Source organism: Planococcus sp. VCh962 (genome assembly GCF_057748275.1).
Window position 1 is genome coordinate 177,021 of the sequence record NZ_JBYLHS010000001.1, and the last position, 25,000, is coordinate 202,020.

23 protein-coding genes are annotated in these 25,000 nt (G+C 45.7%); 20 read left to right on the plus strand and 3 right to left on the minus strand.

Annotated elements, in window-relative coordinates; all coding sequences use genetic code 11:
- The 11 genes from pyrC (at nucleotide 1) to AC3AQ9_RS00915 (ending at nucleotide 12,996) form a co-directional block, all read left to right on the plus strand.
- A complete protein-coding gene (gene pyrC, locus AC3AQ9_RS00865; protein ID WP_488305577.1) occupies nucleotides 1-1,278 on the plus strand; it encodes a dihydroorotase in 1,278 nt (425 codons plus the stop codon).
- Entirely contained in the window at nucleotides 1,275-2,372 is a 1,098-nt protein-coding gene (locus tag AC3AQ9_RS00870; RefSeq protein WP_488306793.1) for a carbamoyl phosphate synthase small subunit, read from the plus strand. The genes pyrC and AC3AQ9_RS00870 overlap by 4 nt, the downstream gene beginning before the upstream one ends.
- Nucleotides 2,365-5,553, plus strand: a complete 3,189-nt coding sequence (gene carB, locus AC3AQ9_RS00875) for a carbamoyl-phosphate synthase large subunit (RefSeq protein WP_488305578.1) — start codon at nucleotides 2,365-2,367, stop codon at nucleotides 5,551-5,553. The genes AC3AQ9_RS00870 and carB overlap by 8 nt, the downstream gene beginning before the upstream one ends.
- On the plus strand, nucleotides 5,550-6,317 hold the full coding sequence (locus tag AC3AQ9_RS00880) for a dihydroorotate dehydrogenase electron transfer subunit (protein ID WP_488305579.1): 768 nt from the start codon (nucleotides 5,550-5,552) through the stop codon (nucleotides 6,315-6,317). The genes carB and AC3AQ9_RS00880 overlap by 4 nt, the downstream gene beginning before the upstream one ends.
- The gene (locus AC3AQ9_RS00885) at nucleotides 6,314-7,228 is read left to right on the plus strand and encodes a dihydroorotate dehydrogenase (protein ID WP_488305580.1); all 915 of its coding nucleotides are present in this window, start codon (nucleotides 6,314-6,316) and stop codon (nucleotides 7,226-7,228) included. Before AC3AQ9_RS00880 ends, AC3AQ9_RS00885 begins: the two co-directional genes overlap by 4 nt.
- Nucleotides 7,225-7,914: an orotidine-5'-phosphate decarboxylase gene (pyrF, locus tag AC3AQ9_RS00890; RefSeq protein WP_488305581.1), complete on the plus strand. Its 690-nt coding sequence runs from the start codon at nucleotides 7,225-7,227 to the stop codon at nucleotides 7,912-7,914. The genes AC3AQ9_RS00885 and pyrF overlap by 4 nt, the downstream gene beginning before the upstream one ends.
- Entirely contained in the window at nucleotides 7,911-8,540 is a 630-nt protein-coding gene (gene pyrE, locus AC3AQ9_RS00895; RefSeq protein WP_488305582.1) for an orotate phosphoribosyltransferase, read from the plus strand. The genes pyrF and pyrE overlap by 4 nt, the downstream gene beginning before the upstream one ends.
- Nucleotides 8,541-8,915: 375 nt before the next feature.
- Nucleotides 8,916-10,262, plus strand: coding sequence for a D-serine ammonia-lyase (gene dsdA, locus AC3AQ9_RS00900; protein WP_488305583.1), 1,347 nt, complete (start codon nucleotides 8,916-8,918; stop codon nucleotides 10,260-10,262).
- A gap of 250 nt (nucleotides 10,263-10,512) precedes the next feature.
- Complete coding sequence (locus tag AC3AQ9_RS00905; RefSeq protein WP_437150256.1) at nucleotides 10,513-10,917, plus strand: VOC family protein; 405 nt, start codon at nucleotides 10,513-10,515, stop codon at nucleotides 10,915-10,917.
- Nucleotides 10,918-11,123: 206 nt separating this feature from the next.
- Nucleotides 11,124-12,047, plus strand: coding sequence for an ABC transporter ATP-binding protein (locus tag AC3AQ9_RS00910; RefSeq protein WP_488305584.1), 924 nt, complete (start codon nucleotides 11,124-11,126; stop codon nucleotides 12,045-12,047).
- Complete coding sequence (locus AC3AQ9_RS00915) at nucleotides 12,040-12,996, plus strand: ABC transporter permease (protein WP_488305585.1); 957 nt, start codon at nucleotides 12,040-12,042, stop codon at nucleotides 12,994-12,996. Before AC3AQ9_RS00910 ends, AC3AQ9_RS00915 begins: the two co-directional genes overlap by 8 nt.
- Nucleotides 12,997-13,071: 75 nt before the next feature.
- Here AC3AQ9_RS00915 and AC3AQ9_RS00920 read toward each other — a convergent pair whose 3' ends face one another.
- The 3 genes from AC3AQ9_RS00920 to AC3AQ9_RS00930 all read right to left on the minus strand — a co-directional run bounded on the left by AC3AQ9_RS00920 (nucleotide 13,072) and on the right by AC3AQ9_RS00930 (nucleotide 16,499).
- Complete coding sequence (locus AC3AQ9_RS00920; RefSeq protein ID WP_488305586.1) at nucleotides 13,072-13,749, minus strand: amino acid ABC transporter permease; 678 nt, start codon at nucleotides 13,747-13,749, stop codon at nucleotides 13,072-13,074.
- Between the two features lie 23 nt (nucleotides 13,750-13,772).
- A complete protein-coding gene (locus AC3AQ9_RS00925; RefSeq protein ID WP_488305587.1) occupies nucleotides 13,773-14,624 on the minus strand; it encodes a transporter substrate-binding domain-containing protein in 852 nt (283 codons plus the stop codon).
- 210 nt (nucleotides 14,625-14,834) lie between these two features.
- The gene (locus AC3AQ9_RS00930) at nucleotides 14,835-16,499 is read right to left on the minus strand and encodes an Rqc2 family fibronectin-binding protein (RefSeq protein WP_488305588.1); all 1,665 of its coding nucleotides are present in this window, start codon (nucleotides 16,497-16,499) and stop codon (nucleotides 14,835-14,837) included.
- Between the two features lie 115 nt (nucleotides 16,500-16,614).
- Here AC3AQ9_RS00930 and AC3AQ9_RS00935 point away from each other — a divergent pair, with 115 nt between their 5' ends.
- From AC3AQ9_RS00935 to AC3AQ9_RS00975, 9 genes are all read left to right on the plus strand, one after another.
- Nucleotides 16,615-16,890 carry an extracellular matrix/biofilm biosynthesis regulator RemA family protein gene (locus AC3AQ9_RS00935; protein WP_488306794.1) on the plus strand — a complete coding sequence of 92 codons (276 nt, stop codon included), beginning with the start codon at nucleotides 16,615-16,617 and terminating at the stop codon, nucleotides 16,888-16,890.
- A gap of 1 nt (nucleotide 16,891) precedes the next feature.
- Nucleotides 16,892-17,512, plus strand: coding sequence for a guanylate kinase (gene gmk, locus AC3AQ9_RS00940; RefSeq protein ID WP_488305589.1), 621 nt, complete (start codon nucleotides 16,892-16,894; stop codon nucleotides 17,510-17,512).
- Nucleotides 17,512-17,736 carry a DNA-directed RNA polymerase subunit omega gene (gene rpoZ / locus AC3AQ9_RS00945; protein ID WP_488305590.1) on the plus strand — a complete coding sequence of 75 codons (225 nt, stop codon included), beginning with the start codon at nucleotides 17,512-17,514 and terminating at the stop codon, nucleotides 17,734-17,736. Before gmk ends, rpoZ begins: the two co-directional genes overlap by 1 nt.
- A gap of 75 nt (nucleotides 17,737-17,811) precedes the next feature.
- A complete protein-coding gene (gene coaBC, locus AC3AQ9_RS00950) occupies nucleotides 17,812-19,017 on the plus strand; it encodes a bifunctional phosphopantothenoylcysteine decarboxylase/phosphopantothenate--cysteine ligase CoaBC (RefSeq protein WP_488305591.1) in 1,206 nt (401 codons plus the stop codon).
- Nucleotides 19,007-21,403, plus strand: coding sequence for a primosomal protein N' (gene priA, locus AC3AQ9_RS00955; RefSeq protein WP_488305592.1), 2,397 nt, complete (start codon nucleotides 19,007-19,009; stop codon nucleotides 21,401-21,403). The genes coaBC and priA overlap by 11 nt, the downstream gene beginning before the upstream one ends.
- 19 nt (nucleotides 21,404-21,422) lie before the next feature.
- Nucleotides 21,423-21,938: a peptide deformylase gene (gene def, locus AC3AQ9_RS00960; RefSeq protein ID WP_488305593.1), complete on the plus strand. Its 516-nt coding sequence runs from the start codon at nucleotides 21,423-21,425 to the stop codon at nucleotides 21,936-21,938.
- Entirely contained in the window at nucleotides 21,935-22,867 is a 933-nt protein-coding gene (gene fmt / locus AC3AQ9_RS00965; RefSeq protein ID WP_488305594.1) for a methionyl-tRNA formyltransferase, read from the plus strand. Before def ends, fmt begins: the two co-directional genes overlap by 4 nt.
- Nucleotides 22,864-24,207 carry a 16S rRNA (cytosine(967)-C(5))-methyltransferase RsmB gene (rsmB, locus tag AC3AQ9_RS00970; protein WP_488305595.1) on the plus strand — a complete coding sequence of 448 codons (1,344 nt, stop codon included), beginning with the start codon at nucleotides 22,864-22,866 and terminating at the stop codon, nucleotides 24,205-24,207. Before fmt ends, rsmB begins: the two co-directional genes overlap by 4 nt.
- A 41-nt stretch (nucleotides 24,208-24,248) precedes the next feature.
- Nucleotides 24,249-24,998, plus strand: coding sequence for a Stp1/IreP family PP2C-type Ser/Thr phosphatase (locus AC3AQ9_RS00975; RefSeq protein WP_488305596.1), 750 nt, complete (start codon nucleotides 24,249-24,251; stop codon nucleotides 24,996-24,998).
- The last annotated feature ends 2 nt before the right edge of the window (nucleotides 24,999-25,000 follow it).

Here is a 25,000-nt window from a genome sequence, read left to right on the forward strand (position 1 = left end):
ATGGATTTAATGATTAAAAATGTGAAGATGCTGGCAAACGGAGAACTGACAGAGACGGACGTGCGGGTAGCACAAGGAAAGATTGAGGAAATCGGAGTTGGCTTGAAAACAAACGGAGAAAATGAAATAGACGGCAAAGGCCGGATGATCGCACCAGGATTTGTAGATGTTCATGTGCATTTGCGTGAACCAGGCGGCGAGCAAAAGGAAACAATCGAAAGCGGGACGAAATCTGCAGCCAAAGGCGGCTATACGACAATCTGTGCGATGCCGAATACACGTCCAGTGCCGGATTCGAAAGAAAATCTGCAGCATGTCAACGCTTTGATTGAGAATAATGCGCTTATCCGAGTTTTGCCGTATGCTTCCATCACCATCCGGGAAGCCGGAAAAGAACGTACGAACTTGCAGGAACTTAAAGAAAACGGCGCTTTCGCTTTCACTGATGACGGAGTCGGCATACAGCAGGCGGGAATGATGTACGAAACGATGCTGGACGCTGCCAAAATCGATATGCCGGTTGTGGCGCATTGTGAAGACAATAGCCTGATATATGACGGCGTCATGCACGAAGGCAGAAGAAGCAGCGAACTTGGCTTGAAAGGAATTCCATCAATCGCTGAATCGGTGCATATTGCCCGAGACATTCTGCTCGCAGAAGCGGCAGGCGCCCATTATCACGTATGCCACGTTTCAACCAAAGAATCGGTCCGGGTTATCCGCGATGCAAAACGTGCAGGTATCCGCGTGACTGCAGAAGTGACGCCGCACCATTTGCTGCTGAGTGAAGACGATATCCCGGCAGACGACGCCAACTGGAAAATGAACCCGCCGCTTCGTGCCAAAGAAGATTTAGAAGCGCTGCACGAAGGTCTGCTTGACGGCACGCTGGACTTTATCGCCACTGACCATGCACCGCACACTTTGGAAGAAAAAACGAATGGCATGGAAACAGCGCCATTTGGCATCGTTGGATTTGAAACGGCGTTTCCGCTCTTGTATACAAAGTTTGTCGAAACCGGTAAATGGTCGCTGCAGCAATTGATCGACTGGCTGACTATAAAACCGAGTGAAACTTTCGGGCTGCCTTACGGAAAAATGAAAGTGGGCACAACAGCCGACCTGGTGCTGCTGGACCTGGAAAAAGAACAGCCGATCAATGTTGATGAATTTTTAACTAAAGGAAGAAATAGTCCATTCGGTGGCTGGAACTGCACAGGATGGCCGGCAATGACAATCTACGGTGGACAAATCGTTTGGCAGGAGGAGACAAAATAATGAAACGGTATTTAATCTTAGAAGACGGTACGGTATTTGAAGGTACGGCATTCGGCAGCGACAAAGCATCAGCCGGTGAAGTGGTGTTCAACACGAGCATGACAGGATACCAGGAAATACTATCAGATCCATCATACTGCGGACAGATCGTCACCATGACGTATCCATTGATCGGTAACTACGGCATCAATAGCGACGATTTTGAATCGATCCAGCCTGCGGTCAAGGGCATGGTGGTCCGTGAAATTGCGGAATACCCTTCCAACTTCCGCTGCAACTCAACGCTTGATGAGTTGTTCCGCATGAAAAACATTCCAGGAATTGCTGAAATCGATACCCGTAAACTGACGCGGCTGATCCGTTCAAAAGGCTCCATTAAAGGCATGTTGACTGCAGCAGGCGAAGAAGTGAATGTCGATGAAGTGGTAGCGGTGCTTCAAGGAACGCACTTGCCCCACAACCAAGTGGCGCAAGTTTCAACAGCAAGGCCTTATCCGAGTCCAGGCCGCGGCAAACGAGTGGTGCTGATTGATTATGGAATGAAACATGGCATCTTGCGCGAATTGAACAAGCGGGATTGCGACGTCATTGTGGTGCCTTATAATACGACTTCACAAGAAATTATGGCTTGGGGCCCGGACGGTGTCATGTTGTCAAACGGCCCTGGAGACCCGAAAGACGTAGAGCAATGTGTCGATGTGGTCCGGGAATTGCTCGGCCAAGTGCCGATTTTCGGCATCTGTCTGGGCCACCAATTATTCGCCCGCGCTTGCGGAGCTGAAACGTTTAAACTGAAATTCGGCCATCGTGGAGGCAACCATCCGGTAAAGGACTTGACGACCGGAAGAGTGGAAATCACTTCACAGAATCATGGCTATGCAGTGGATGAAGACACTTTGCAAGGCACACGCTTGAAAGTGACCCATAGAGCGATTAACGACGGCACCAATGAAGGGCTTGCCCATTTGGACTATCCGGCATTCACCGTACAATACCATCCGGAATCATCACCTGGTCCGGAAGATTCCAACTATCTGTTCGACCGTTTTATCGACATTATGAGCGCGACTCGAAAGGAGCAGCAATATGCCTAAAAGACAAGATATTCAAAGTATACTCGTAATCGGATCCGGTCCCATTGTAATCGGACAAGCTGCAGAATTTGACTATGCCGGAACGCAAGCCTGCCTGGCTTTGAAAGAAGAAGGCTACCGCGTCATTCTGATCAACTCCAACCCGGCAACCATTATGACCGATACCGAAATTGCCGATAAAGTATATATCGAACCGATTACACTCGAATTTGTCAGCCGCATTCTCCGCAAAGAGCGCCCGGATGCTTTGCTTCCGACACTCGGCGGACAGACTGGACTGAATATGGCGATTGAGTTGGATGAGTCCGGAATTCTGGAAGAACTGGATATTGAAATTTTAGGGACGAAATTGGATGCCATCCATAAAGCGGAAGACCGCGATTTGTTCCGTACATTGATGAACGAACTCGGTGAACCGGTTCCGGATTCCGATATCATCCACAATATGGAAGAAGCAAAAGCATTTGTTGCACGAATCGGTTATCCGGTAATTGTGCGCCCCGCATTTACGCTAGGCGGCACTGGCGGGGGAATTTGCCATAACGACGAAGATTTGCAAGAAATTGTTACAAGTGGCTTGAAATACAGCCCGGTAACGCAATGCCTTCTTGAAAAATCGATTGCCGGCTTTAAGGAAGTTGAATACGAAGTGATGCGGGACGCCAACGATACGGCAATTGTGGTCTGCAATATGGAAAACATTGACCCGGTCGGCATCCATACAGGAGACTCGATCGTGGTTGCGCCTAGCCAAACTTTATCGGATCGTGAATACCAGATGCTGCGCAATGTGTCGCTGAAAATCATCCGGGCTTTGAAAATCGAAGGCGGCTGCAACGTCCAGCTTGCACTGGACCCAGATAGCTTTAATTACTACATCATCGAAGTAAATCCGCGAGTCAGCCGTTCATCGGCATTGGCATCGAAAGCAACAGGCTACCCGATTGCCAAACTGGCTGCCAAAATTGCGGTTGGATTGACACTGGATGAAATGATCAATCCAGTAACCGGACGCACATATGCGTCATTTGAGCCGGCGCTTGACTATGTCGTTGCGAAGATTCCACGCTGGCCGTTTGATAAATTTGAATCAGCGAAACGGAATTTAGGCACTCAAATGAAAGCGACCGGGGAAGTAATGGCAATGGGCCGTTCTTTTGAAGAAGCCATCCTTAAAGCGGTACGGTCTCTTGAAACAGGGCAATTCCATCTGGATTTGAAAAATGCTGATGGCATGAGCGATGAGTGGATTCAAAAACGCATTTGCCGTGCAGGCGATGAGCGCTTGTTCTTTGTCGGAGAAGCACTGCGCCGCGGTGTGACGATTGAAACCATTCATGAATGGAGCCAGATCGATCTTTTCTTCCTGATGAAGTTCCAGAATATCGTCCAGTACGAAAAAGTATTAAGCGAAAATCGTTTTGATTATACAACAGCGAAAAAAGCGAAACGCATGGGCTTTGCAGACAAAACAATCGCGAAATTATGGAATACATCAGAACAGGAAGTCTATAACTGGCGCAAAGAACAGAAGCTGATGCCGGTCTACAAAATGGTCGACACGTGTGCAGCGGAATTCGAGTCGGAAACGCCGTATTTCTACGGCACCTATGAAGATGAAAATGAATCGATCCGCACGGACAAGGAAAGCATCATAGTTCTAGGGTCGGGCCCGATCCGGATTGGACAAGGCGTCGAATTTGACTATGCAACCGTGCATTCCGTATGGGCAATCAAAGAAGCGGGATACGAAGCGATCATCATCAATAACAACCCGGAAACAGTGTCGACAGACTTCTCGATTTCGGACAAATTATACTTTGAGCCTTTGACCGTAGAAGACGTCATGCACATTGTAGAAATCGAACAGCCGAAAGGCGTAGTGGTTCAGTTTGGTGGACAGACTGCCATCAACTTGGCTGACAAGCTGGAACAAAACGGGGTGAAAATTCTCGGTACGTCTTTGGAAGACTTGGACCGTGCGGAAAACCGCAATAAATTTGAAGCAGCATTGCATGAAATCGGCATTCCGCAGCCGCTTGGCAAAACAGCGGTGTCATCAGAAGAAGCGGTTGTCATCGCCAATCATATCGGCTATCCGGTACTTGTCCGCCCTTCATACGTTTTAGGCGGGCGCGCAATGGAAATCGTCTATAACGAAACGGATCTGCGCCATTATATGGAGCATGCTGTGGAAGCGAGTCCGGAACATCCGGTTCTTGTCGACCGTTATCTGACAGGAATTGAAATTGAAGTTGATGCGATTTCAGACGGAGAAAATGTATTGATACCAGGAATCATGGAACATATCGAGCGTGCAGGAGTCCACTCTGGAGACTCAATTGCGGTTTATCCGACACAAAACATCTCACAGGACCTGCTCGATACCTTAGTGGATTACACGACTCGCCTGGCAAAAGGCTTGAATATTGTCGGTTTGCTGAATATCCAGTACGTCATCTCAAAAGGTGAAGTGTTCGTCATCGAAGTCAATCCGCGCTCGAGCCGGACGGTGCCTTTCATGAGTAAAATCACAGCCATTCCAATGGCTAATATCGCTATGAAAGCGATTCTTGGGCACAGTATCACCGATCAAGGCTTCACGCCTGGGCTTGCACCGCTTTCAAGAGGCGTTTACGTGAAAGTGCCGGTATTCTCATTCGCGAAACTGCGCCGCGTGGACATTACACTCGGGCCTGAGATGAAATCGACAGGCGAAGTCATGGGCAAAGATTCAACGCTCGAAAAGGCTTTGTACAAAGGGCTGGTTGCAGCAGGAATGGAAATTAAAGACCATGGCTCCGTGCTGATGACGATTTCAGATAAAGATAAAGAGGAAGCAATTGGACTGGCAAAACGCTTTACAGCTATCGGCTATCAGATCATGGCTACCGAAGGAACAGCAAAATCATTGGAAGCAGCAGGCGTGCGCGTCACGACAATCGGCAAGATCGGGTCGGAAGGAAAAACGCTAATTGACATGATCCAGAATGGACACGCTCAGCTGGTCATCAATACGCTGACGAAAGGCAAACAGCCGGAACGCGACGGTTTCCGCATCCGCCGCGAGTCAGTAGAGAATGGAGTCCCTTGCTTAACGTCGCTCGACACGGCAGAAGCGATGCTGCGCGTCATCGAATCGATGACATTTTCAGCAGAAGAAATGGGGGCTGGCGTATGATCAAACAAGAGCGCATGGTGATTACAGACCATCAGGAAATTGCCCGCCATATCTTTGAATTGACGGTACAAGGCGAATTGACCGGGGAAATGAAAGCCCCCGGGCAATTTGTTCATCTGCGGCTAGCGGACAGCTTTGAACCGCTGCTGCGCCGCCCGATATCGGTGGCTTCCATTGATTTCGCGAACTCTCAATTCACCATGATTTACCGGGCTGAAGGCAGAGGCACAACATTGCTTTCTGAGAAAAAAATCGGCGACACTGTGGATATCCTCGGGCCGCTCGGCAATGGGTTCCCGGTGGAACAAGCCAAGCAAAAAGCCTATTTGATTGGCGGAGGCATCGGAGTGCCTCCCTTGTATGAATTGGCAAAAGAACTAAATGAAAAAGGCATTGAAACCGTCCATATCCTTGGTTTTGAAAGCAAACAAGCCGTTTTCTATGAAGAAAAATTCCAGGCGCTAGGGGATACGCATATTGCAACAGTGGACGGATCTCACGGTACGCAAGGTTTTGTGACACATATTTTAAACGAACTTCCAAAAGACTTTGATACGTATTACAGCTGCGGACCGACTCCGATGCTTGAAGCCGTGCAATGGGCCTACCCGGAAAAACAAGGCTTCCTGTCTTATGAACAACGGATGGGCTGCGGCATTGGAGCTTGCTTTGCCTGTGTCTGCCGAACGACAAAAAGTGAAATGGATTACATCAAAGTATGTTCTGATGGACCAGTATTTCCTGCGGGGGTAGTGATTGCATGACAAATTTAACAGTAAAACTTCCAGGGCTCGACTTAAAAAATCCGATCATGCCGGCATCCGGCTGTTTCGGTTTCGGCAAAGAATATGCCCAACTTTATGATTTATCCCAGCTCGGGGCCATTATGATCAAAGCGACAACGGTTGAAACGCGCCTCGGCAATCCAACGCCGCGGGTGGCCGAAACGGCATCGGGCATGCTGAACGCTATCGGGCTTCAGAATCCAGGACTGGAAAAAGTGCTGGGCGGAGAGCTTCCTTGGTTAGAGCAATATGATGTGCCGATTATCGCGAATGTAGCAGGAACCACGACAGAAGATTATGTGGAAGTGGCGAAAGCGATTTCGCAGTCTCCGAACGTACATGCACTGGAAATCAATATTTCCTGTCCGAATGTCAAGCAAGGCGGCATCACTTTTGGAACCGATCCAGATATTGCGAGGGAATTGACACGCGCAGTAAAAGACGTTTCTTCCGTTCCGGTTTACATCAAATTATCCCCGAATGTCACCGATATCGTCTCAATCGCCAAAGCGGTTGAAGAAGGTGGAGCAGATGGCATCACGATGATCAATACGCTGCTTGGCATGCGCCTGGATGCAAAAACTGGGCGTCCGGTCATTGCCAATATTACCGGAGGATTATCCGGGCCAGCAGTAAAACCGGTCGCACTTCGTATGGTTTATGAGGTTCGGAAGCAAACCGATTTGCCGATTATCGGGATGGGTGGTGTTGCAGATATTGATGATGTCATCGACTTTTTGTCCGTTGGTGCGAGTGCCGTGGCAGTTGGAACTGCTAATTTCGTTAATCCTTTCGTGTGTCCGGAAATCATCAACCAATTGCCGGAAAAACTGCATACCCTCGGATATGAATCGGTTGAAGAATTAGTTGGAAGGAGCCATCGTCTGTGAATAAACCCATTATTGCGTTAGACTTTTCATCACGACAGCAAGTAGAGGGATTTTTAGCCAAATTTGACGAGCCGCTTTTTGTCAAAGTCGGCATGGAGCTCTTTTATCAGGAAGGCCCGGAACTGGTGCGCAGCATTAAAGCGATGGGCCATCAGGTCTTTCTGGACTTGAAATTGCATGACATTCCGAACACTGTTGAAGCAGCGATGCGCGGTCTAGCGAAACTTGGCGTAGATTTGACAAATGTCCATGCAGCAGGAGGCTTGGAGATGATGCAGGCAGCCAAACGCGGGCTGCAAGGTTTCGATACTAAACTAATTGCAGTGACTCAATTGACTTCTACTGATGAATCACAAATGCATGAAGACCAGTTAATTTATGTAAGCCTCGAAGAGTCCGTACTTCATTATGCCAAACAGGCAAAGCGGGCTGGCCTTGATGGAGTGGTATGTTCAGTCTTGGAAGCAAGCAGCATCTCTGAAGCTTGCGGCCAGGAATTCTTGAAAGTCACACCGGGCATCCGCTTGGCAAACGGCGCAGCAGACGACCAAAAACGGATTGCGACTCCGGAGCAAGCGCGTAAACAAGGCTCTACACATATCGTGGTCGGCCGGGCAATCACTAAATCGGAAAATCCAGCAGCAAGTTATCACCAAATTAAAAACGAATGGAGCGGGCAAGCATGAAACAACATATTGCGAGACAATTATTGAATATCGGAGCAGTGGAACTGCGTCCGCAAGATCCATTCACTTGGGCATCCGGCATCAAATCACCAATCTATTGCGACAATCGGCTGACCATGTCTTATCCCGCTGTCCGAAAAGAAATCGCCAAAGGCCTGGCTGGTCTGATCAATGAATTTTATGCTGACTGTGAAGTGGTGGCCGGTACAGCAACAGCTGGAATTCCCCACGCGGCATGGGTCAGTGATTTATTGGACTTGCCGATGGTTTATGTCCGTTCTAAAGCGAAAGAGCATGGCCAGGGCAATATGATCGAAGGCAAAGTGGAAGCCGGGAAAAAAGTGGTCGTTGTGGAAGATTTGATTTCCAAAGGCGGTTCAGTTTTGCAGGCAGCAGAAGGATTGAAAGCGGCTGGCTTCGACGTGCTTGGCATCGTGGCGATATTTACATACGATTTACCCCAGTCAATCGAAGCGATTACAGGATCCGGTTTTACATTCCATACCTTGACGAATTTCCCGGCACTTGTTGAAGAAGCAGTGGAAATGAACGCCATTTCAGAAGAGGATTTGCCGTTGCTTGCCGATTGGCATGAAAGTTTGAAAGCAGGAACGTTGGGAAGCTGACCTTTGGGTCGGCTTTTTTTCGTTGGACAGTAATAGGTTGATCGTGGACAGTATTAGAGCTTTGGCGGACAGTATTCATAGGACAGCGGACAGTATTTGCACCGAACCGGACAGTAAGTGAAAAAATTGTAAAATATATCTTTACCTGCTGTACTAAATGTCATAGCGGCCATGCCAGCAATTGAACTTAATGGAGAGGTCTTGGTTTTCAAAATCATCTGTTCAACTTAGTTCAGCAGAAGAAGGTGGTTTCTGCCATTGCAAGATGATTACTAAATTGCTGAAACTAAAATAATCACTCAATTCAAGAAAAAATAGCTGAGTTTCGTGTATGATAGAAGCAAAGAGCATCTTTAGATAGAAAGGATGAAATGCATGCAAGTTAATCAACAGCAAATCAATAATTGGAAACAGCAATATCCTTTATTAGAGGACGTACTTTCTTTAAGGCCGGTTTTCTGGCAGAATCCGAAACAGACCTCTATGGATAACGTTCCACCAATGGCAGTTTCCTTAGAGGATATGGAACAAGCGGAATTATTATGGCAGCGTTTCGCTCCCTTTTTGGCTAAAGAATTCGAAGATGCGGAACCTTCGGATGGCCTCATCGAATCACCGCTTAGAGAAATTACAGAAATGAAAAAAGCGCTGAATGCACATTACCATACAAATATCCAAGGAAACTTCTACTTGAAATGCGATAATGAATTGCCGATAGCGGGATCGATTAAAGCTCGCGGTGGCGTGTATGAAGTACTGTATTTGGCAGAACAACTGGCAATAAAAGCAGGGCTGATTTCAAAAGAGGACAATTATGAAATGTTTTCCAAACCGGCTTTTAGGCAGTTTTTCAGCAATTATTCGATTGGCGTTGGATCCACTGGAAACTTGGGGCTCAGCATCGGCATTATAGGTGCGAGGCTTGGTTTCCAGACCTCCGTATATATGTCATCGGATGCCAAGCAGTGGAAAAAAGACTTGCTGCGCCAAAAAGGTGCCATTGTCCATGAATGCGAAGGGGATTTCAGCAAAGCGATTACGCTTGGCAGGGAACGGACGCAAGCGGATCCCAGTGCTTATTTTGTAGATGACGAAAAGTCGAAACAACTTTTTCTTGGTTATAGCGTCGCAGCTTTCCGTTTGAAACAGCAGCTTGAAGAAAAACAAATTACCGTTGATGCGGATAATCCTTTATTTGTCTATTTGCCATGCGGCGTCGGCGGTGCTCCTGGCGGCATCACATTTGGATTGAAACAAGTTTTCGGTGATGCTGTGCATTGCTTTTTTGTGGAACCGACGCATTCGCCGGCGGTATTGATCGGATTGCTGACAGGCGAAAAAGAGAAAGTCAGCGTTCAGGATTTTGGCATCGATAACCGGACGGAAGCAGATGGATTGGCAGTAGGCCGGCCTTCCAGCTTTGCCTCTTCAATCAGCGAAAAGCTGGTGAGCGGGGTTTACACTTTGGAAGACGGTGAATTGTTTAAATTGCTCGTAATGCTATCGGACAGTGAAGGCATCTCCGTTGAGCCTTCTGCGACTGCCGGCTTAAAAGGCCCAGGAGAAGTGCTGGGAAGTGATTATATAGCAAACCATGGCTTAAATGAAGAGAAGATTACCCATATTGTCTGGGCGACAGGCGGGAACTTGGTCCCTCGGGAAGACATGGAACGTTTTTATGAAAAGGGAATGGAAATTTTGAATGATCAATTGAAATATTAAACTACCTCCTCTTTTAAATTTTTAGAAGGCAAGTATTTCTGATATTGCCCTGCAAACAGTAGTTATTCAGCAGACAAGTGTCGTTGGAACATTGAAGAATATACTCAACAGCTGCATTTTCTATTGGAACCCAATATCTGCTTTTTTAAGAACAGCCGTAAATGGCTGTTCTTTTCAATTTTTAAAGGACTTATAAAAACTTATATCGAATAAGAAAGATAACAAATTCCGGAAGAAAGGAGGAGGACAAATGGCAGTGCAAGCTAAAGAGATCTATGTGAATTTGCCAGTGAAAGACTTGCAAAAATCGAAAGACTTTTTCAGCAGCCTGGGGTTTGAATTTAATCAGGAAATGACCAATGAGCAAGGCGCCTGTATGATGGTTGGAGAAAACATTTACGTTATGCTGTTAACAGAGGCTTTTTTTAAGACATTCACGAAAAAAGAGTTAACGGATGCAACCCGCAACACGGAAGTCATTACAGCGATTTCAGCGGATAGCCGGGAAGAAGTGGATGAAATGGTCAATAAGGCGCTTGCCGCAGGCGGTACAGCTTCTAATGATCGAATGGACGATGAGTATATGTACGGCTGGAGTTTTCAGGATGTGGATGGGCATCTTTGGGAAGTCATTTATATGCCGCAACAAAGTTAAGGGCAAGAGTCAAAAGCTGCTTTAATATAAGCAGCTTTTGACTTTTTTTGTGGAGAAAACACGGACCGCTGGATTATATTTCTTTTCTTTTATTAAATTACTCTTCTAGCGCCAGGATAAAAATGTAAAAATAATTCCCGAATTTGGAAACTTAAATAGTTTTGCTTCGTATAATCCTATAGACAGGTAAAATATGGAGGTGTTTTTTGGTGAAGCCAGTAGCTATGCAATTGATTGATTTAAAGAAAACCATCGGGAACAAATCGATTATCAAAGGATTAAACTTCGATATAAAAGCCGGAGAAGTATTTGGATTCCTAGGGCCGAATGGTGCCGGTAAAACGACGACAATCCGTATGATGGTAGGACTGATGAATATTACAGATGGGGATGTAATAATCGAAGGGAAAAGCATTAGAAATGATTATAAGGAAGCCATCCGTCATGTCGGAGCAATTGTGGAAAATCCGGAAATGTACCCTTTTATGAGTGGCATGAAAAATTTACAGCATTTTGCCCGTATGATGGATGGGATCACCCCCGAACGGATCCAAGAAGTGGTGTCATTGGTAGGTCTGGATAAAGCTATCCATGAAAAAGCGGGACGCTATTCTCTTGGAATGCGCCAACGCCTTGGCATTGCACAGGCATTGCTGCATAGGCCTTCGATTTTGATACTTGATGAACCGACGAACGGACTCGATCCTTCAGGCATCCGTGAAATCCGGAAATACATACGCAATCTGGCAGAACAGGAAAATGTGGCAGTCATTGTTTCCAGTCATCTATTGTCTGAAATCGAATTGATGTGCGACCGGATTGGCATCATTAAAAATGGTGAATTGATTGCCATAGAATCCGTTAAAAGCGTCGAAGTCCAAAACGATGTAAAAGATGTGCATATTGAAGTCCATCCGCTTGAATCAGCAAAAGATTTCCTGGAAGCACATACAGCGCATAAAGTGACAGTACATAAAAAAGAGTTGGTCTTATCCCTGACAAAAGAACAAATCCCAAAAGTTTTGAAAGAACTGATTCATAAAGGAATGGATGTTTACGGAGTGCGGGTGCTCCAATCTACATTGGAAGACAAATTCTTTGATCTGATAGGGGAGAATACAATTGAATAATTTTCTGAAGTTGGTCTGGAATGAACAAATCAAACTGTATTCCAAAAAAACGGCTTGGATCATGATAGCGTTTATAGCGATAGCCGCTTTGGCCGGCGGATTGGTGAATACGTTTATGGATACGGATATATTGAAAAACGAATACGGGGAAAACTGGAAAGAAGAACTGCAAACAGAAAATGTGAAGCTTACAGCTGAAATGGAGCAGGATGAATTTGCCTCATTCAGCAATCCGATGATTATTGAAAAAAACAATTATCATCTTGAAAATAATATAAAACCTAAACCTTACGATGCCTGGGAGTATGTGCTGGAAAATGCCATGATCTCTTCGCTTCTCAGTTTGTTTACTATTATCGTGGCTGCCGGTATTGTCGCTAATGAGTTCCAGTGGGGAACCATCAAGCTTCTGCTGATCCGGCCGATTTCGCGGACGAAGATTTTACTTGCGAAATATGTATCCGTGCTGGTTTTTGCAGCGACAATACTAGTATCGCTGCTTATATTTTCATGGATTGTCGGTGCGCTATTCTTCGGAGTCAACGGTTTGTCGCCAAACATCGTCATATCGACAGCTGATGGATTCACGGAAAGTAATGTCATTAAGGAGATTTTGGTATCTTACGGATTTAAAATGGTGACGCTTGTGATGATGGCAACATTTGCATTTATGATCTCGACTATCTTCAGAAGCAGCAGCATGGCAATCGGGCTGGCAATTTTCCTGATGATGGCCGGAAGTACAATGGTGTCATTCGTGTCCCGATACGAATGGTCGAAATATATCCTGTTTGCCAATACGAACTTAATGCAATACTTTAATGGAGCACAACCCATGGTGGAAGGAATGACATTGACATTCTCTATAATTGTACTGGGTGTCTATTTTGTAGTGTTCCTCGCAGCCGCTTGGATCGCTTTTACAAAACGGGACGTGGCGGGGCATTAATGAACCAGAAAAAATCATATGTAACAAACGAAAAAGGCTTCCAGAAAGGAAGCCTTTTTCGTTGATAATTTTTCTTCACAAAAAATCCGCGAAGCGTTTTTCCAAATAATTTTGCAGGATTGTCATGACAGAACAGATTGCCCAGTAAATGAGCGCCACTAAAATCAGCAATGTCAGCAAATCGTATTCACGCGCTCCAACAATTCGGGCTTTTTGGAAGATCTCAGGGACTGTGATCATCGCCGCCAAAGAAGAGGCTTTGATCAAGTCCAGAAAAACATTCGAAAGCGGAGGTACAGCAATGCGGACAGACTGCGGCAGTATAATTCGCCGCATCGTCTGCCAGTAGGTCAGGCCGAGTGCCGTCGATGACTCCCATTGCCCTTTGTCAACGGATGCCAGGGAAGAACGGAACACTTCAGCGATATAGGCTGCACAGTTGATGGTGAATCCGATTAAAGCAGCCTGCAAGGCAGTGAATTCGATGCCGATTACCGGCAAGGCAAAATACAGCAGAAACAAAATGACCAAAATAGGTACGCCCCGCATAAAGGAAATATAAAGGCGTGCCGGCCATTGAAGCAGGATGAGTTTGGAGGTGCGGGCGAGCGCTAGGAAAAAACCGATAACCAGTGCCAGCCCCATGCTCACTATAGAAATCAGCAATGTATACCAGATGCCTTCCAATACATAAGGAAGGGAATCGATTGCCAGTGCCGGATCAAAGAGCAGCCCCCATTCGATATCACTCATGACAAACCCTCCATTTTAATGACTTACTCAATATCCGGTTTTACCGATACGTCAGCACCACCGAAAAACTCAGCGGAGATTTTGGAAATAGTTCCGTCCGCCAGCATTTCTTCCAGTACTTTATTGACATTCTCAGCAAGTTCCGTATTGTCTTTATTCATCACGAGCCCGACTTCAGAAGGAGCGTACTTAATGTCTGGATGAATGGTGATATTCAATTCGGGAAATGCTGCAACACCAAATGTAGAAAGGTAATAATCATTTAATATCACATCGGTTCGGCCGATGGACACATCGCGCAAATATACTTCATTGGTGGCATTATCATAAGTCACTTCTTCAGCGCCGTAGTCACGGGCGATTTCCATATAAATTGAAGTGGAAGCGCCAGCGGCTTTTTTGCCTTTCAAGTCTTCCAGCGTTTTGATGCCGGATAAGTCGTCTTTACGGACAACTGCTGTGCCGTAAGAATATTTGATGGGTGTAGAGAAGATGAATTTATCCAAACGGTCTTCTGAGATTTCGATATCGTTCGCTGCGATATCGATTTGGCCGGTATTGACGCTTGTCAGCATCTCGTCAAAACCAAGTTCCTTAAATTCAATATCCAGATCCAGACGCTTGCCCAGTTCACGGACAACTTCTACTTCAAAACCGGTCAGTTCATCGGATTCTGCATCCCGGAACGAAGTGGCTAGAAGTGTGCCGGAAGTAGCAACTGTCATGGAACCTTGTTCTTGAATTTCGTCCCAAGCGCTTTTGGTTTCAGCCGATTCTGCTGTCTCGCTGCTGCTATTGCCGCAGCCGGCTAATAAAACCATGGATGCGACACTAGCCGCCATAAGCCATTTTGGCTTGTTTGAAAAAGTGATCATATGTATAAGCCTCCTAAAATTTATGTCCTTTAAAAAGATAGCATTTACTTTGAATTCAAGCAATGCAATCATTTTATTTATATATATTTATTATGTAAACAAATGAAGATTTTAAGAATATTCGGTTAATAATGATTCGCATTTTTCAGCTTTTTCCTTAAGTATTTTAAATGAAAACGGGAAGCCTGGAAGCTTCCCGCTTGAATCTAATTATTTCTTTAATTTGATTATCAAATCTTCATCCGGTGTAACAAAGACAGTTTTTTGTTCGAAATAAATAACAAAACCGGGTTTTGAGCCATTTGGTTTTTTTACTTGGCGGACTTCTGTGTAATCAACCGGAACAGAACTCGATTCCCGGGCTTTACTGAAATATGCGGCAATCGTCGCGGCTTCCATAATCGTGGTTTCATCAGGATCATTTGAATGGATGATGACGTGCGAACCAGGTATATCTTTTGTATGGAGCCAGGTATCAGACTTCGCTGCGACTTTGAAGGTGACATAATCATTTTGTTTGTTGTTTTTACCGACAGAAATAGGAACGCCGGTGCTGGATACATATGATTCAACGGAAGGCTTTGTCGGCTTTTTCTTTTTCTTCGATTTCTGAGCCTTCATAAATCCTTGTTCCGCTAGTTCTTCCCGTATTTCTTCAATATCGGAAAGTCCCGCTTGCTGCACTTGCTGCATAAGCGTTTCAAAATACTCGATGTCTTCTATGGTTTTTTCAATTTGCTCTTGAGTCTTTATCAATGCAGTTTTCGCTTTTTGATAGCGGGAATAATATTTCTGCGAGTTCTCAATCGGTGTTTTCCTTGGGTCGAGTGTGATGGTGACTTTTTCATCGTTGTAATAATTGTCGACTTCAATTTCTTTCGTGCCTTTTGTGATGCGATGGAGGTTTGCCATGATCAACTCACCGTTGAGTTGCAGCTGATCCCGTTTCTCGGCTTGGTCTTGCTCTTTCTTCAATTTTTTCAGTTTTAATTTCAATTTGGCGATTTCGTTTTGAAGCCAGCGTTCCAAGTCCCCGGCCTGCTGCTTAACGCGGTCGCGTTCCGCTTTGGCGTAATACATGCGGTCAAGAAGTTCACCAAGTGAAGGGAATTCCAGTTCAGTTCCACCGATATGCGTCAACTGAGCAGCGGAGAAAAAGCTTTTTCCTTCAAGCTCTATGTAATAGCCGGTTGGCTGTTCTTTCAGAAAGTCCCTGAGAAAAAGATCAGCAATTTCTTTTTTATCATCAGCTTGTTCCATACGGTAATAAAGTTCACGCGCATTTAATGGAGAAAATCCGGAAAATGTACCGACGATTTCTTTTTCTTCAAGTTCTGTCAATTTATCCGGAGCTTCAAAAGGATTTTGCTTTTCTTGGGAAGGTGGAAATACGTAAGGCTGGCCAGGCAAAATTGTACGGAATGAGTTAACGCTTGGCGGCAAATGTTTCAAGCTGTCAAGAATCATCATCCGCTCGGAATCCACCAGGATAATGTTTGAATGGCGTCCCATGATTTCTACATGGAGTTCTCTTTCAATGTCATCGCCGATTTCGTTTTTGCTTTTGATTTTCAAAATGACCAAGCGGTCCATTTCGTGCTGGATGACTTCAGTTATGACCCCGCCTTCAATATGCTTGCGGAGCAGCATGCAAAACATCGGTGGTTCAGAAGGGTTGACGTTCGCCATCGCTGTCAAATGGATGCGCGAATACGAAGGATGGATGGAAATCAATAATTTATGGTTTTTTCCTTGTGCGCGGATATGCAGTAACAGTTCAAGCTGGTTAGGCTGATGAACTTTTGAAATTCTGCCTGACACAAGCTGTTGAAGCTCACGTGTCATTGCTTTTGTAAATAATCCATCAAATGCCATTAAAAATCCCTCTTTCAAATCGTTTTGTTCCATCTTATCATTTTCACGGTATAATATGATATAATAAGACAGTTAGATAGAAAACGAACAATGAAGATCAGTTGCGATGGCGGTGATGGATGTGAAAAAAACGGTGAAATTTATTTCTCTCGGCGGTGGCAATGCCGTTGCAGTGAGCCGGATCGTGTCAATTGTAACGCCGGATTCCGCGCCGTCCAAGCGGCTGATCCAAGAAGCACGAAGCAAAGGTTTGTTGATTGATGCGACCGGGGGAAAGAAGACGAAGTCTATCTTCATTATGGACAGTGACCATGTGGTGATTTCCTCAGTATCGGCTGAAACTGCGATTGCACGTGCGGAAGAAAATGATGATGAGACGAATGAGGGATAAAATGAGAAAGCAACGCGGACTGCTGATTGTATTATCAGGGCCATCGGGTGTCGGAAAAGGCACTGTAAGAAAAGCGCTGTTCTCGCAGCCAAATACGAATTATGAGTATTCCATTTCGATGACGACCAGAGCCCCGCGCGAAGGCGAAGTGGATGAAGTGGATTATTTCTTCAAGACGCGAAGCGAATTCGAGGAATTGATCGAGCAGGATCAATTACTGGAATGGGCTGAATTTGTCGGAAATTATTATGGTACGCCACTTGAGTATGTCAACAAAATGCGAGATGCCGGGCGGGATGTATTCCTGGAGATCGAAGTTCAAGGGGCAGCGCAAGTACGCGCAAAAGTTCCGGATGGCTTGTTTATCTTCCTGGCTCCACCAAGTTTATCAGAATTAGAAGAACGGCTTGTTGGCCGAGGCACTGAAACGGATGATGTCATTGCATCCCGGCTTTTCGCTGCGCGCCAAGAGCTTGAAATGATGAATTTATACGATTACGTGGTTGAGAATGATTTGGTTGAAAACGCATGTGATCGCATAAATGCCATTATTATCGCTGAGCATTGCAAACGTGAACGTGTAGAAAAAAGATATTTTGATATGCTAAAGGAGAATGTATAATGCTATACCCATCCGTTGATAAGTTAAAAAGCCGAATTGATTCCAAATATTCACTGGTCGCTCTTGCATCCAAGCGTGCGCGCCAATTACATGAACACGGTGATGAAAAATTAGACAATTATGTTTCCGCCAAGTCGGTCGGCAAAGCGCTTGAAGAAGTGGCAGCCGGTGTTTTGAGACCTGAACATCAAGATGAATATGCAATTTATGAAGACGAAATTTAACCATTAATCTCAGCAAACGACTCCCAGAGCAAACTTGTTCTTTGGGAGTTTGTTGTTTAGAAAGGGTGTTTTATATTGTTGGCAAATCGTAAAATTCTATTGTGTGTAAGCGGGGGGATCGCCGTTTATAAAGCGGTTGCGCTTGTCAGCAAACTGTCTCAGGCAGGAGCTTCCGTCAAAGTGATCATGACCGGGTCTGCACGTCAATTTGTACAGCCTCTATCTTTCCAGGTAATGTCCAGAAACGATGTCTATTATGATACGTTTGATGAAAAAGATTCTTCTGTCATCGCCCATATTGATCTTGCTGACTGGGCGGATTTAATTATCGTGGCACCTGCAACGGCCAATATCATCGGAAAACTGGCGAACGGTATTGGAGATGACATGCTGACGACAACGCTGCTTGCAGCGACGGCTCCTATTTGGGTAGCGCCGGCGATGAATGTGCATATGTATGACCATGCTGCAGTAAAACGCAATATCCAGCAGCTCCATGATGATGGCATCCGGTTCATCGAGCCGTCTGAAGGATTTCTGGCATGCGGATATGTTGGCAAAGGACGGCTGGAAGAACCGGAAAAGATCACAGAACTGGTAGCTGATTTTTTTGCCCGTCCGAAACTGCTGACTGGAAAAAAAGTAGTGGTAACAGCTGGACCGACACGCGAACGCATTGATCCTGTCCGTTTCCTTACCAATTTCTCCAGTGGCAAAATGGGCTATGCGATGGCAGAAGCAGCAGCAGAAATGGGGGCTGAAACGATTCTGATCAGTGGACCTGTTTCTTTGCCCGTGCCAAAAGGCGTCCAGCGGATTTTTGTGGAAAGTGCTGAAGATATGCTAAATGCCGTAGAATCGGAATATCAAACGGCTGATGTTGTCATCAAGACGGCGGCTGTCGCTGATTATCGGCCGATCAGTGTGCATAATCAGAAAATGAAAAAACAAGAAGGCGGTTCAATCCTTGAGTTGGAGCGTACCGTCGATATTCTGCAGCATCTTGGGAAAACCAAAACCACTCAATTACTGATTGGCTTTGCCGCAGAAACGAATAATGTCGGGCAATATGCAAAAGATAAATTGGAACGGAAAAATGCGGATTATATTATCGCCAACGATGTAAGTGAAGCACAAGCCGGTTTTGAATCGGATACGAACCGCGTAACGGTTTATGGCAAAGAAGGGTTTGAGCAGTCCTTCGGCATGATGCCGAAACAGGAACTCGCGCGCCGTGTGCTTCAATCAATCCTTGAAAAGGAAGATTTACATGATCGCTGAAGTCATTGTCGATGTTGCAGCGCATCCTATTGACCGGCCTTTTGACTACGCTATTCCGCCTCACCTTCAAGTGCTCATCGAGCCCGGAATGCGCGTGAAAGTTCCGTTTGGCAACCGCAAAGTGCTTGGCTTTATAACAGCGATTAAAGACACGACAGAGTTCGATCCGGCACGGCTGAAACCGATCCATGAATTGATGGATGTCGTACCAGTATTGAATAAAGAGTTATTGGAAATGGCCAGATGGATGAAAGAAAAGACCATCTGTTTTGAGATAGATGCGCTGCAAGTCATGATTCCTTCAGCGCTTCGGGCAAAATACGAAAAGCGTTTTGTACTGAATGCGCCGTTGGAAGAAATTGCTGAGCCGCTTCGCGTTTATTTTGAAAAACGGCCATTTGTGCGTTCTCAGGACGCTGTAGAAGTATATGGCTTATTGAAGAAGGAATTGAACCGGGGAACCATCCTTGCCGATACGGACATTTCACAGCAGACCGCAGTCAAAAAAGTCCGGATGATTCATATAGCGGATTCCCTTGAAAAACTGGAGACCATAGAAATCCGTTCAAATGCCAAGCAGCAAGTAAAGCTGTTGGAATACATGAAGAACCATGTAGGACAAGCGATTGAATCTTCCTATATGCAAAAAGAAGCGGGTGTCTCATTGCCGACGATATATGCTTTGGTGGAAAAAGGTGCCGCTTTTATCAAAAATGAAGAGTCTTACCGAGATCCAAAATTGCAGACAGAAATTGAGAAAAAACATTCGCTGCTGCTGACAGAAGACCAGCAAATCGCTTTTGATGCCATTGAACGGTCACTGAATACACCGAAAACGTTTCTGCTCCACGGCATTACGGGAAGCGGTAAAACCGAAATATACCTTCAGACAATAGATCAAGTACTCAAAGATGGCAAAGAGGCCATCATGCTTGTACCGGAAATTTCATTGACGCCGCAAATGACGATTCGCTTTAAGGAACGCTTTGGCGACCTTGTTGCGGTACTGCATAGCGGCTTGTCAGCGGGAGAAAAGTATGACGAATGGCGAAAAATCCAGCGTGCTGAAGTAAAAGTTGTGGTTGGAGCCAGATCGGCGATTTTTGCGCCGTTCGAGAATCTTGGATTGATTATTCTAGACGAAGAACATGAATCCAGTTATAAACAGGATGATTCACCGCGTTATCATGCACGGGATGTAGCAATCTGGCGCAGTGAGCAACATAATTGTCCGGTCATTCTGGGAAGTGCAACACCATCGCTTGAATCCTATGCACGGGCACAAAAAGGTGTATATGAACTTTTGGAGCTGGAAAAACGGGCGAAAAATCAGCCGTTGCCAGACGTGCAGATTGTTGATATGCGTGAAGAATTGCGCAACGGAAACCGTTCGATGTTCTCAGTGCCGCTTGCAGAAGCGATACGGGATCGCCTGGAGAAGAAAGAGCAAGTGGTGCTGTTTCTCAATAAACGGGGTTATTCCTCATTTGTGCTGTGCAGGGACTGCGGTACAGTCATGCAATGCCCAAATTGCGATATTTCCTTAACGTATCACCGTTCGAGTGAATTGATGAAATGCCATTATTGCGGCTATGATGAACCAGTGCCGCATATCTGCCCGGAATGTGAAAGTGAACACATCCGCTTTTTTGGCACCGGCACTCAAAAAGTTGAAGAAGAATTGGCTAAGTTGGTTCCTGGAGCCCGTGTGCTGCGGATGGATGTCGATACTACAAGAAATAAAGGCGCCCATGAAAAAATTCTGGCTGCATTCGGCGAGGGTAAGGCCGATATTCTGCTTGGCACTCAAATGATTGCTAAGGGACTGGATTTCCCGAATATCACATTAGTTGGTGTACTTTCGGCAGATACAACGCTGCATTTGCCGGACTTCCGCGCGGCGGAAAAAACCTACCAATTGCTGACACAAGTAAGCGGGCGGGCAGGACGCGATATATTACCGGGCGAAGTGGTTGTCCAGTCTTATACTCCGGAGCATTATGCAATTATACTGGCAAAAGACCAATTATATGAACCATTTTACGAACAGGAAATGGCGATGCGCAGAGCAAGTGGGTATCCACCGTATTATTATGTCGTGAATATTCAATTTACCCATGAAGATTTGATGACTGCTTCCGGGTATGCCGATCAGACTGTGCGCTATCTACAGTCGCAGCTATCCTCGGATACCATCATCATCGGTCCGTCGGCATCACTGATTGCCCGGGTGAACAATAGATATCGCTACCAATGTTTGATAAAATACAAAAAAGAACCGAAACTGTCTGATGTCCTGCAGCAGCTGATTAAAATCTACCGCTCTGAGTGGTTAAAAAAAGGCGCTACATTATCGATTGATATGAATCCGACATCAGTGATGTAAAAGAAAAGAGGAATATTAAATGACTATCCGCAATATCGTGAAACATCCGAGTGACATTTTAGAACAGAAATGCTTGCCGGTTACAACTTTTGATAAAAATCTGGCGACATTATTAGATGATATGCATGAAACAATGATCGCTAATGATGGCGTTGGAATTGCCGCTCCTCAAGTGGGAGTAGCGGTCCGTGTGGCTATTGTCGATTTTGGTGAAGGGCAGGAACCGATTGAAATGGTCAATCCAGAATTAGCTCTTTTTGAAGGTGCCGATACAGACGTTGAAGGCTGCTTGAGTTTTCCGGGAATTTACGGGGAAGTAGAACGTCCGGATCATGTAAAGATCAAAGCTCAAGAGCGGGACGGTTCCTGGTATGAACTGGAAGCTGAAGGTTATGAAGCGCGCGCAATTCTTCATGAAATGGATCATTTAGATGGCGTGCTGTTTACCAGCAAAATCTCTAAATATGTTACTCAGGAAGAATTGGATGCCATGATCGCTGAAGCGGCAGCAGCTGAAGAGGAGGAGTCCTTTTGACCAAAATCGTTTTCATGGGAACGCCGGCTTTTTCGGCACCCATCCTTCGCATGCTGGTTGAAGAAGGTTACGACGTCATTTCAGTCGTCACTCAGCCGGATCGGCCTGTAGGTCGCAAAAAGGTGATGACACCGACTCCGGTGAAAGAAGAGGCGTTGCGCCTTGGACTGCCTGTCTACCAGCCTGAAAAACTGAGAAATCCGGAAGAATTGCAGCATGTGCTCGATTTAGCTCCAGACTTGATCATCACCGCTGCATTCGGACAGATCCTGCCAAGTGCAGTGCTTGAAGCTCCGAAACTTGGTGCAATCAACGTTCACGCCTCTCTGCTTCCTGCATACCGCGGGGGAGCACCGATTCATCAAGCGATCATCGATGGCCAGGAAGAGACCGGTGTCACCATCATGTATATGGTCGATCGGCTCGATGCAGGGGATATCATTTCCCAGGTAGCAGTATCAATCGGCAAAATGGACCATACCGGAATCATGTTCGATAAATTGAGTGAGGCTGGTACAGAATTACTGAAGCAAACTTTGCCTTCCATTATTGATGGAACCAACGAACGGATTCCACAGGATGAAGAAAAAGTGACATATGCCCGCAATATTTCACGGGAACAGGAACGCATTGATTGGACTAAACCAGCGGAAGCGATTTACAACCAGATACGTGGATTGCATCCATGGCCGGTGGCATTTACAACCTATAATGAACAAAATATGAAAATCTGGTGGGCGGAAGTCCGTGGACTTGCGAAAAGCGGCCAACCTGGCGAAGTGGTCGGGTTGGCTGAAGACGCAATCCTTGTTCAGACCGGCGATGGCATTTTGGCCATCACTGATTTGCAGCCGGCTGGCAAAAAGCGGATGTCCGCCTCCGATTATTTAAAAGGACCTAAAATCCAGGCAGGAGATATATTCGAATGAAAAACAAAAAACTACAAGGCAATGTAAGGGATGCCGCTTTTTCGATTTTATGGGCTGTAGAAAACAAGCAGGCATACAGCAATTTGCTTTTGCACCAGACGATTCAAAGCTATGGAATCGCTGATAAAAACAAAGGCTTGCTGACTGAGATCACATATGGCACATTGCAGCACCAAATGACGCTCGACTATTATTTGGAACCGTACCTGAAAGGAAAAATCGAGCCCTGGGTAAAAACATTGCTGCGTATGTCGTTATACCAAATTGTCTATCTGGATCGCATTCCCGCTCATGCAGCTGTCCATGAAGCAGTGGAAATCGCGAAACGGCGCGGCCATGGCGGAGTGGCATCTGTAGTCAATGGAGTATTGCGCTCGATTCAGCGAAACGGTGTCCGCTCATTTAATACCATCAGCGATCCGTATGAAAAAATCGCAATCGAAACCAGCCATCCCGTTTGGATGATCAAGCGCTGGGCTGAGCAATTCGGTTTGGAAAAAACACGTGAAATGGCTTTGGAAAACAATAAAACTCCATCCCAAACTGTCCGTGTCAATACGGTGCAGGCCTCTCCTGAAGAAGTGATTGAAATGCTGGAATCCGAAGGGCTGGAAGCCGTGCAAAGTGAATTTGTTCCAGAGTGCCTGATTGTCACGAATGGCCAGCCGGCTAAAACGGCGACATTTGAAAAAGGCTTTATCACCATCCAAGATGAAAGTTCCATGCTGCCAGCATACGCTTTGCAGGTAGGACCGAATATGGAAGTCCTGGACATGTGTGCAGCCCCTGGAGGCAAGACGACTCATATAGCCGAGAAAATGGAGAACAAAGGGAATTTATTCGCGATGGACCTTCATAAGCATAAAATCAAGCTAATTGATGAAACAGCGAAACGCCTTGGCCATACGGTCATTGAAACAGAAGCGGGTGATGGCAAAAAGAGCGTGGAACGGTTCGGGCCTGAGAAATTCGATCGCATTTTAGTCGATGCTCCATGCAGCGGACTTGGCGTCATCAAACGCAAGCCAGACATCAAATACACCAAAAAAGAAGAGGATTTCTCAAGACTCCAGGAAATTCAATTAGAGCTCTTGGACCAAGCTGCCCAATTATTGAAGCAGGATGGCATCATGGTGTACAGCACATGTACGGTCGACTCAATGGAAAACCGGGGAACGGCAGAACGTTTCTTGAAAGACCATCCGGAAATGGAGAAAATCCAGGTATCCTTGCCTGAATCACTTGGACTGAAAAATACAGGATTTGTCCAAGTGTTTCCACAAGATTTCGGCAGTGATGGGTTCTTTATCGCTGCTTTTCGAAAAAAAGCTACAGCTTAAAAAATAATAGCAAAAACAGACAAGAAACGGGGTGGCGGGATTTGTTTCAATATGTCATGGAAAGTGATACAGGCAGAAAACGCAAAATAAATGAAGATCGCGTCGCTGTCCTCAGGCGTCCGGAAGGATTGCTGTTGGCCCTTGTTGCCGATGGCATGGGTGGCCATAATGCGGGGGATGTAGCTAGCGATCTAACCGTGTCAACGCTGGGCAGGCTTTTTATTGAAGAAGCAGCAGACACTTTTTTAACTGTAGATAAACGAAAGACATGGCTGTCGGTCAATGTCCAGTATGTGAACAAGCTTGTTTACGAATATGCATTAAACCATCCGGATTGCAAAGGTATGGGAACGACATTGATTGCAGCATTGATTGATAAGCAGGATTGCGTCATGTGCCATATCGGGGATAGCCGGGCATATGTGATAAACGGAGCTGTAGAACAATTGACGCGTGATCATTCATACGTCAATGTGCTGGTAGACAGCGGGGAAATCAGCGAAGAAGAAGCCGAGGATCATCCAAAGAAAAACTGGATTGTGAAAGCACTTGGAACTGATCCCGAAATTGACGGGGAAATTTTGCATTTTTCTTTGGCATCATCTTCTTACTTGCTTATATGCTCGGATGGTTTGAGCAATAAAGTTTCGAAAAGTGATATCGCATCAATTGTTCTATCTCCTGTTCCGCTTTCACAAAAAGGTGAAGAAATGGTGAAACTCGCGAATGAACTGGGAGGAGAAGATAATATTTCGTTTGTTCTTCTTTCCTCAAAGGCTGAGGAGGTGTAGCC

Bases quoted from the DNA above. Each gene is read 5' to 3' on its own strand.
- AC3AQ9_RS00930 (WP_488305588.1), bottom strand. From the start codon at position 16,499: ATGGCATTTGATGGATTATTTACAAAAGCAATGACACGTGAGCTTCAA.
- AC3AQ9_RS00920 (WP_488305586.1), bottom strand. From the start codon at position 13,749: ATGAGTGATATCGAATGGGGGCTGCTCTTTGATCCGGCACTGGCAATC.
- dsdA (WP_488305583.1), top strand. From the start codon at position 8,916: ATGCAAGTTAATCAACAGCAAATCAATAATTGGAAACAGCAATATCCT.
- AC3AQ9_RS00925 (WP_488305587.1), bottom strand. From the start codon at position 14,624: ATGATCACTTTTTCAAACAAGCCAAAATGGCTTATGGCGGCTAGTGTC.
- AC3AQ9_RS00880 (WP_488305579.1), top strand. From the start codon at position 5,550: ATGATCAAACAAGAGCGCATGGTGATTACAGACCATCAGGAAATTGCC.
- def (WP_488305593.1), top strand. From the start codon at position 21,423: ATGACTATCCGCAATATCGTGAAACATCCGAGTGACATTTTAGAACAG.
- gmk (WP_488305589.1), top strand. From the start codon at position 16,892: ATGAGAAAGCAACGCGGACTGCTGATTGTATTATCAGGGCCATCGGGT.
- AC3AQ9_RS00935 (WP_488306794.1), top strand. From the start codon at position 16,615: ATGGATGTGAAAAAAACGGTGAAATTTATTTCTCTCGGCGGTGGCAAT.
- carB (WP_488305578.1), top strand. From the start codon at position 2,365: ATGCCTAAAAGACAAGATATTCAAAGTATACTCGTAATCGGATCCGGT.
- AC3AQ9_RS00905 (WP_437150256.1), top strand. From the start codon at position 10,513: ATGGCAGTGCAAGCTAAAGAGATCTATGTGAATTTGCCAGTGAAAGAC.
- rpoZ (WP_488305590.1), top strand. From the start codon at position 17,512: ATGCTATACCCATCCGTTGATAAGTTAAAAAGCCGAATTGATTCCAAA.
- pyrE (WP_488305582.1), top strand. From the start codon at position 7,911: ATGAAACAACATATTGCGAGACAATTATTGAATATCGGAGCAGTGGAA.
- rsmB (WP_488305595.1), top strand. From the start codon at position 22,864: ATGAAAAACAAAAAACTACAAGGCAATGTAAGGGATGCCGCTTTTTCG.
- pyrC (WP_488305577.1), top strand. From the start codon at position 1: ATGGATTTAATGATTAAAAATGTGAAGATGCTGGCAAACGGAGAACTG.
- priA (WP_488305592.1), top strand. From the start codon at position 19,007: ATGATCGCTGAAGTCATTGTCGATGTTGCAGCGCATCCTATTGACCGG.
- AC3AQ9_RS00885 (WP_488305580.1), top strand. From the start codon at position 6,314: ATGACAAATTTAACAGTAAAACTTCCAGGGCTCGACTTAAAAAATCCG.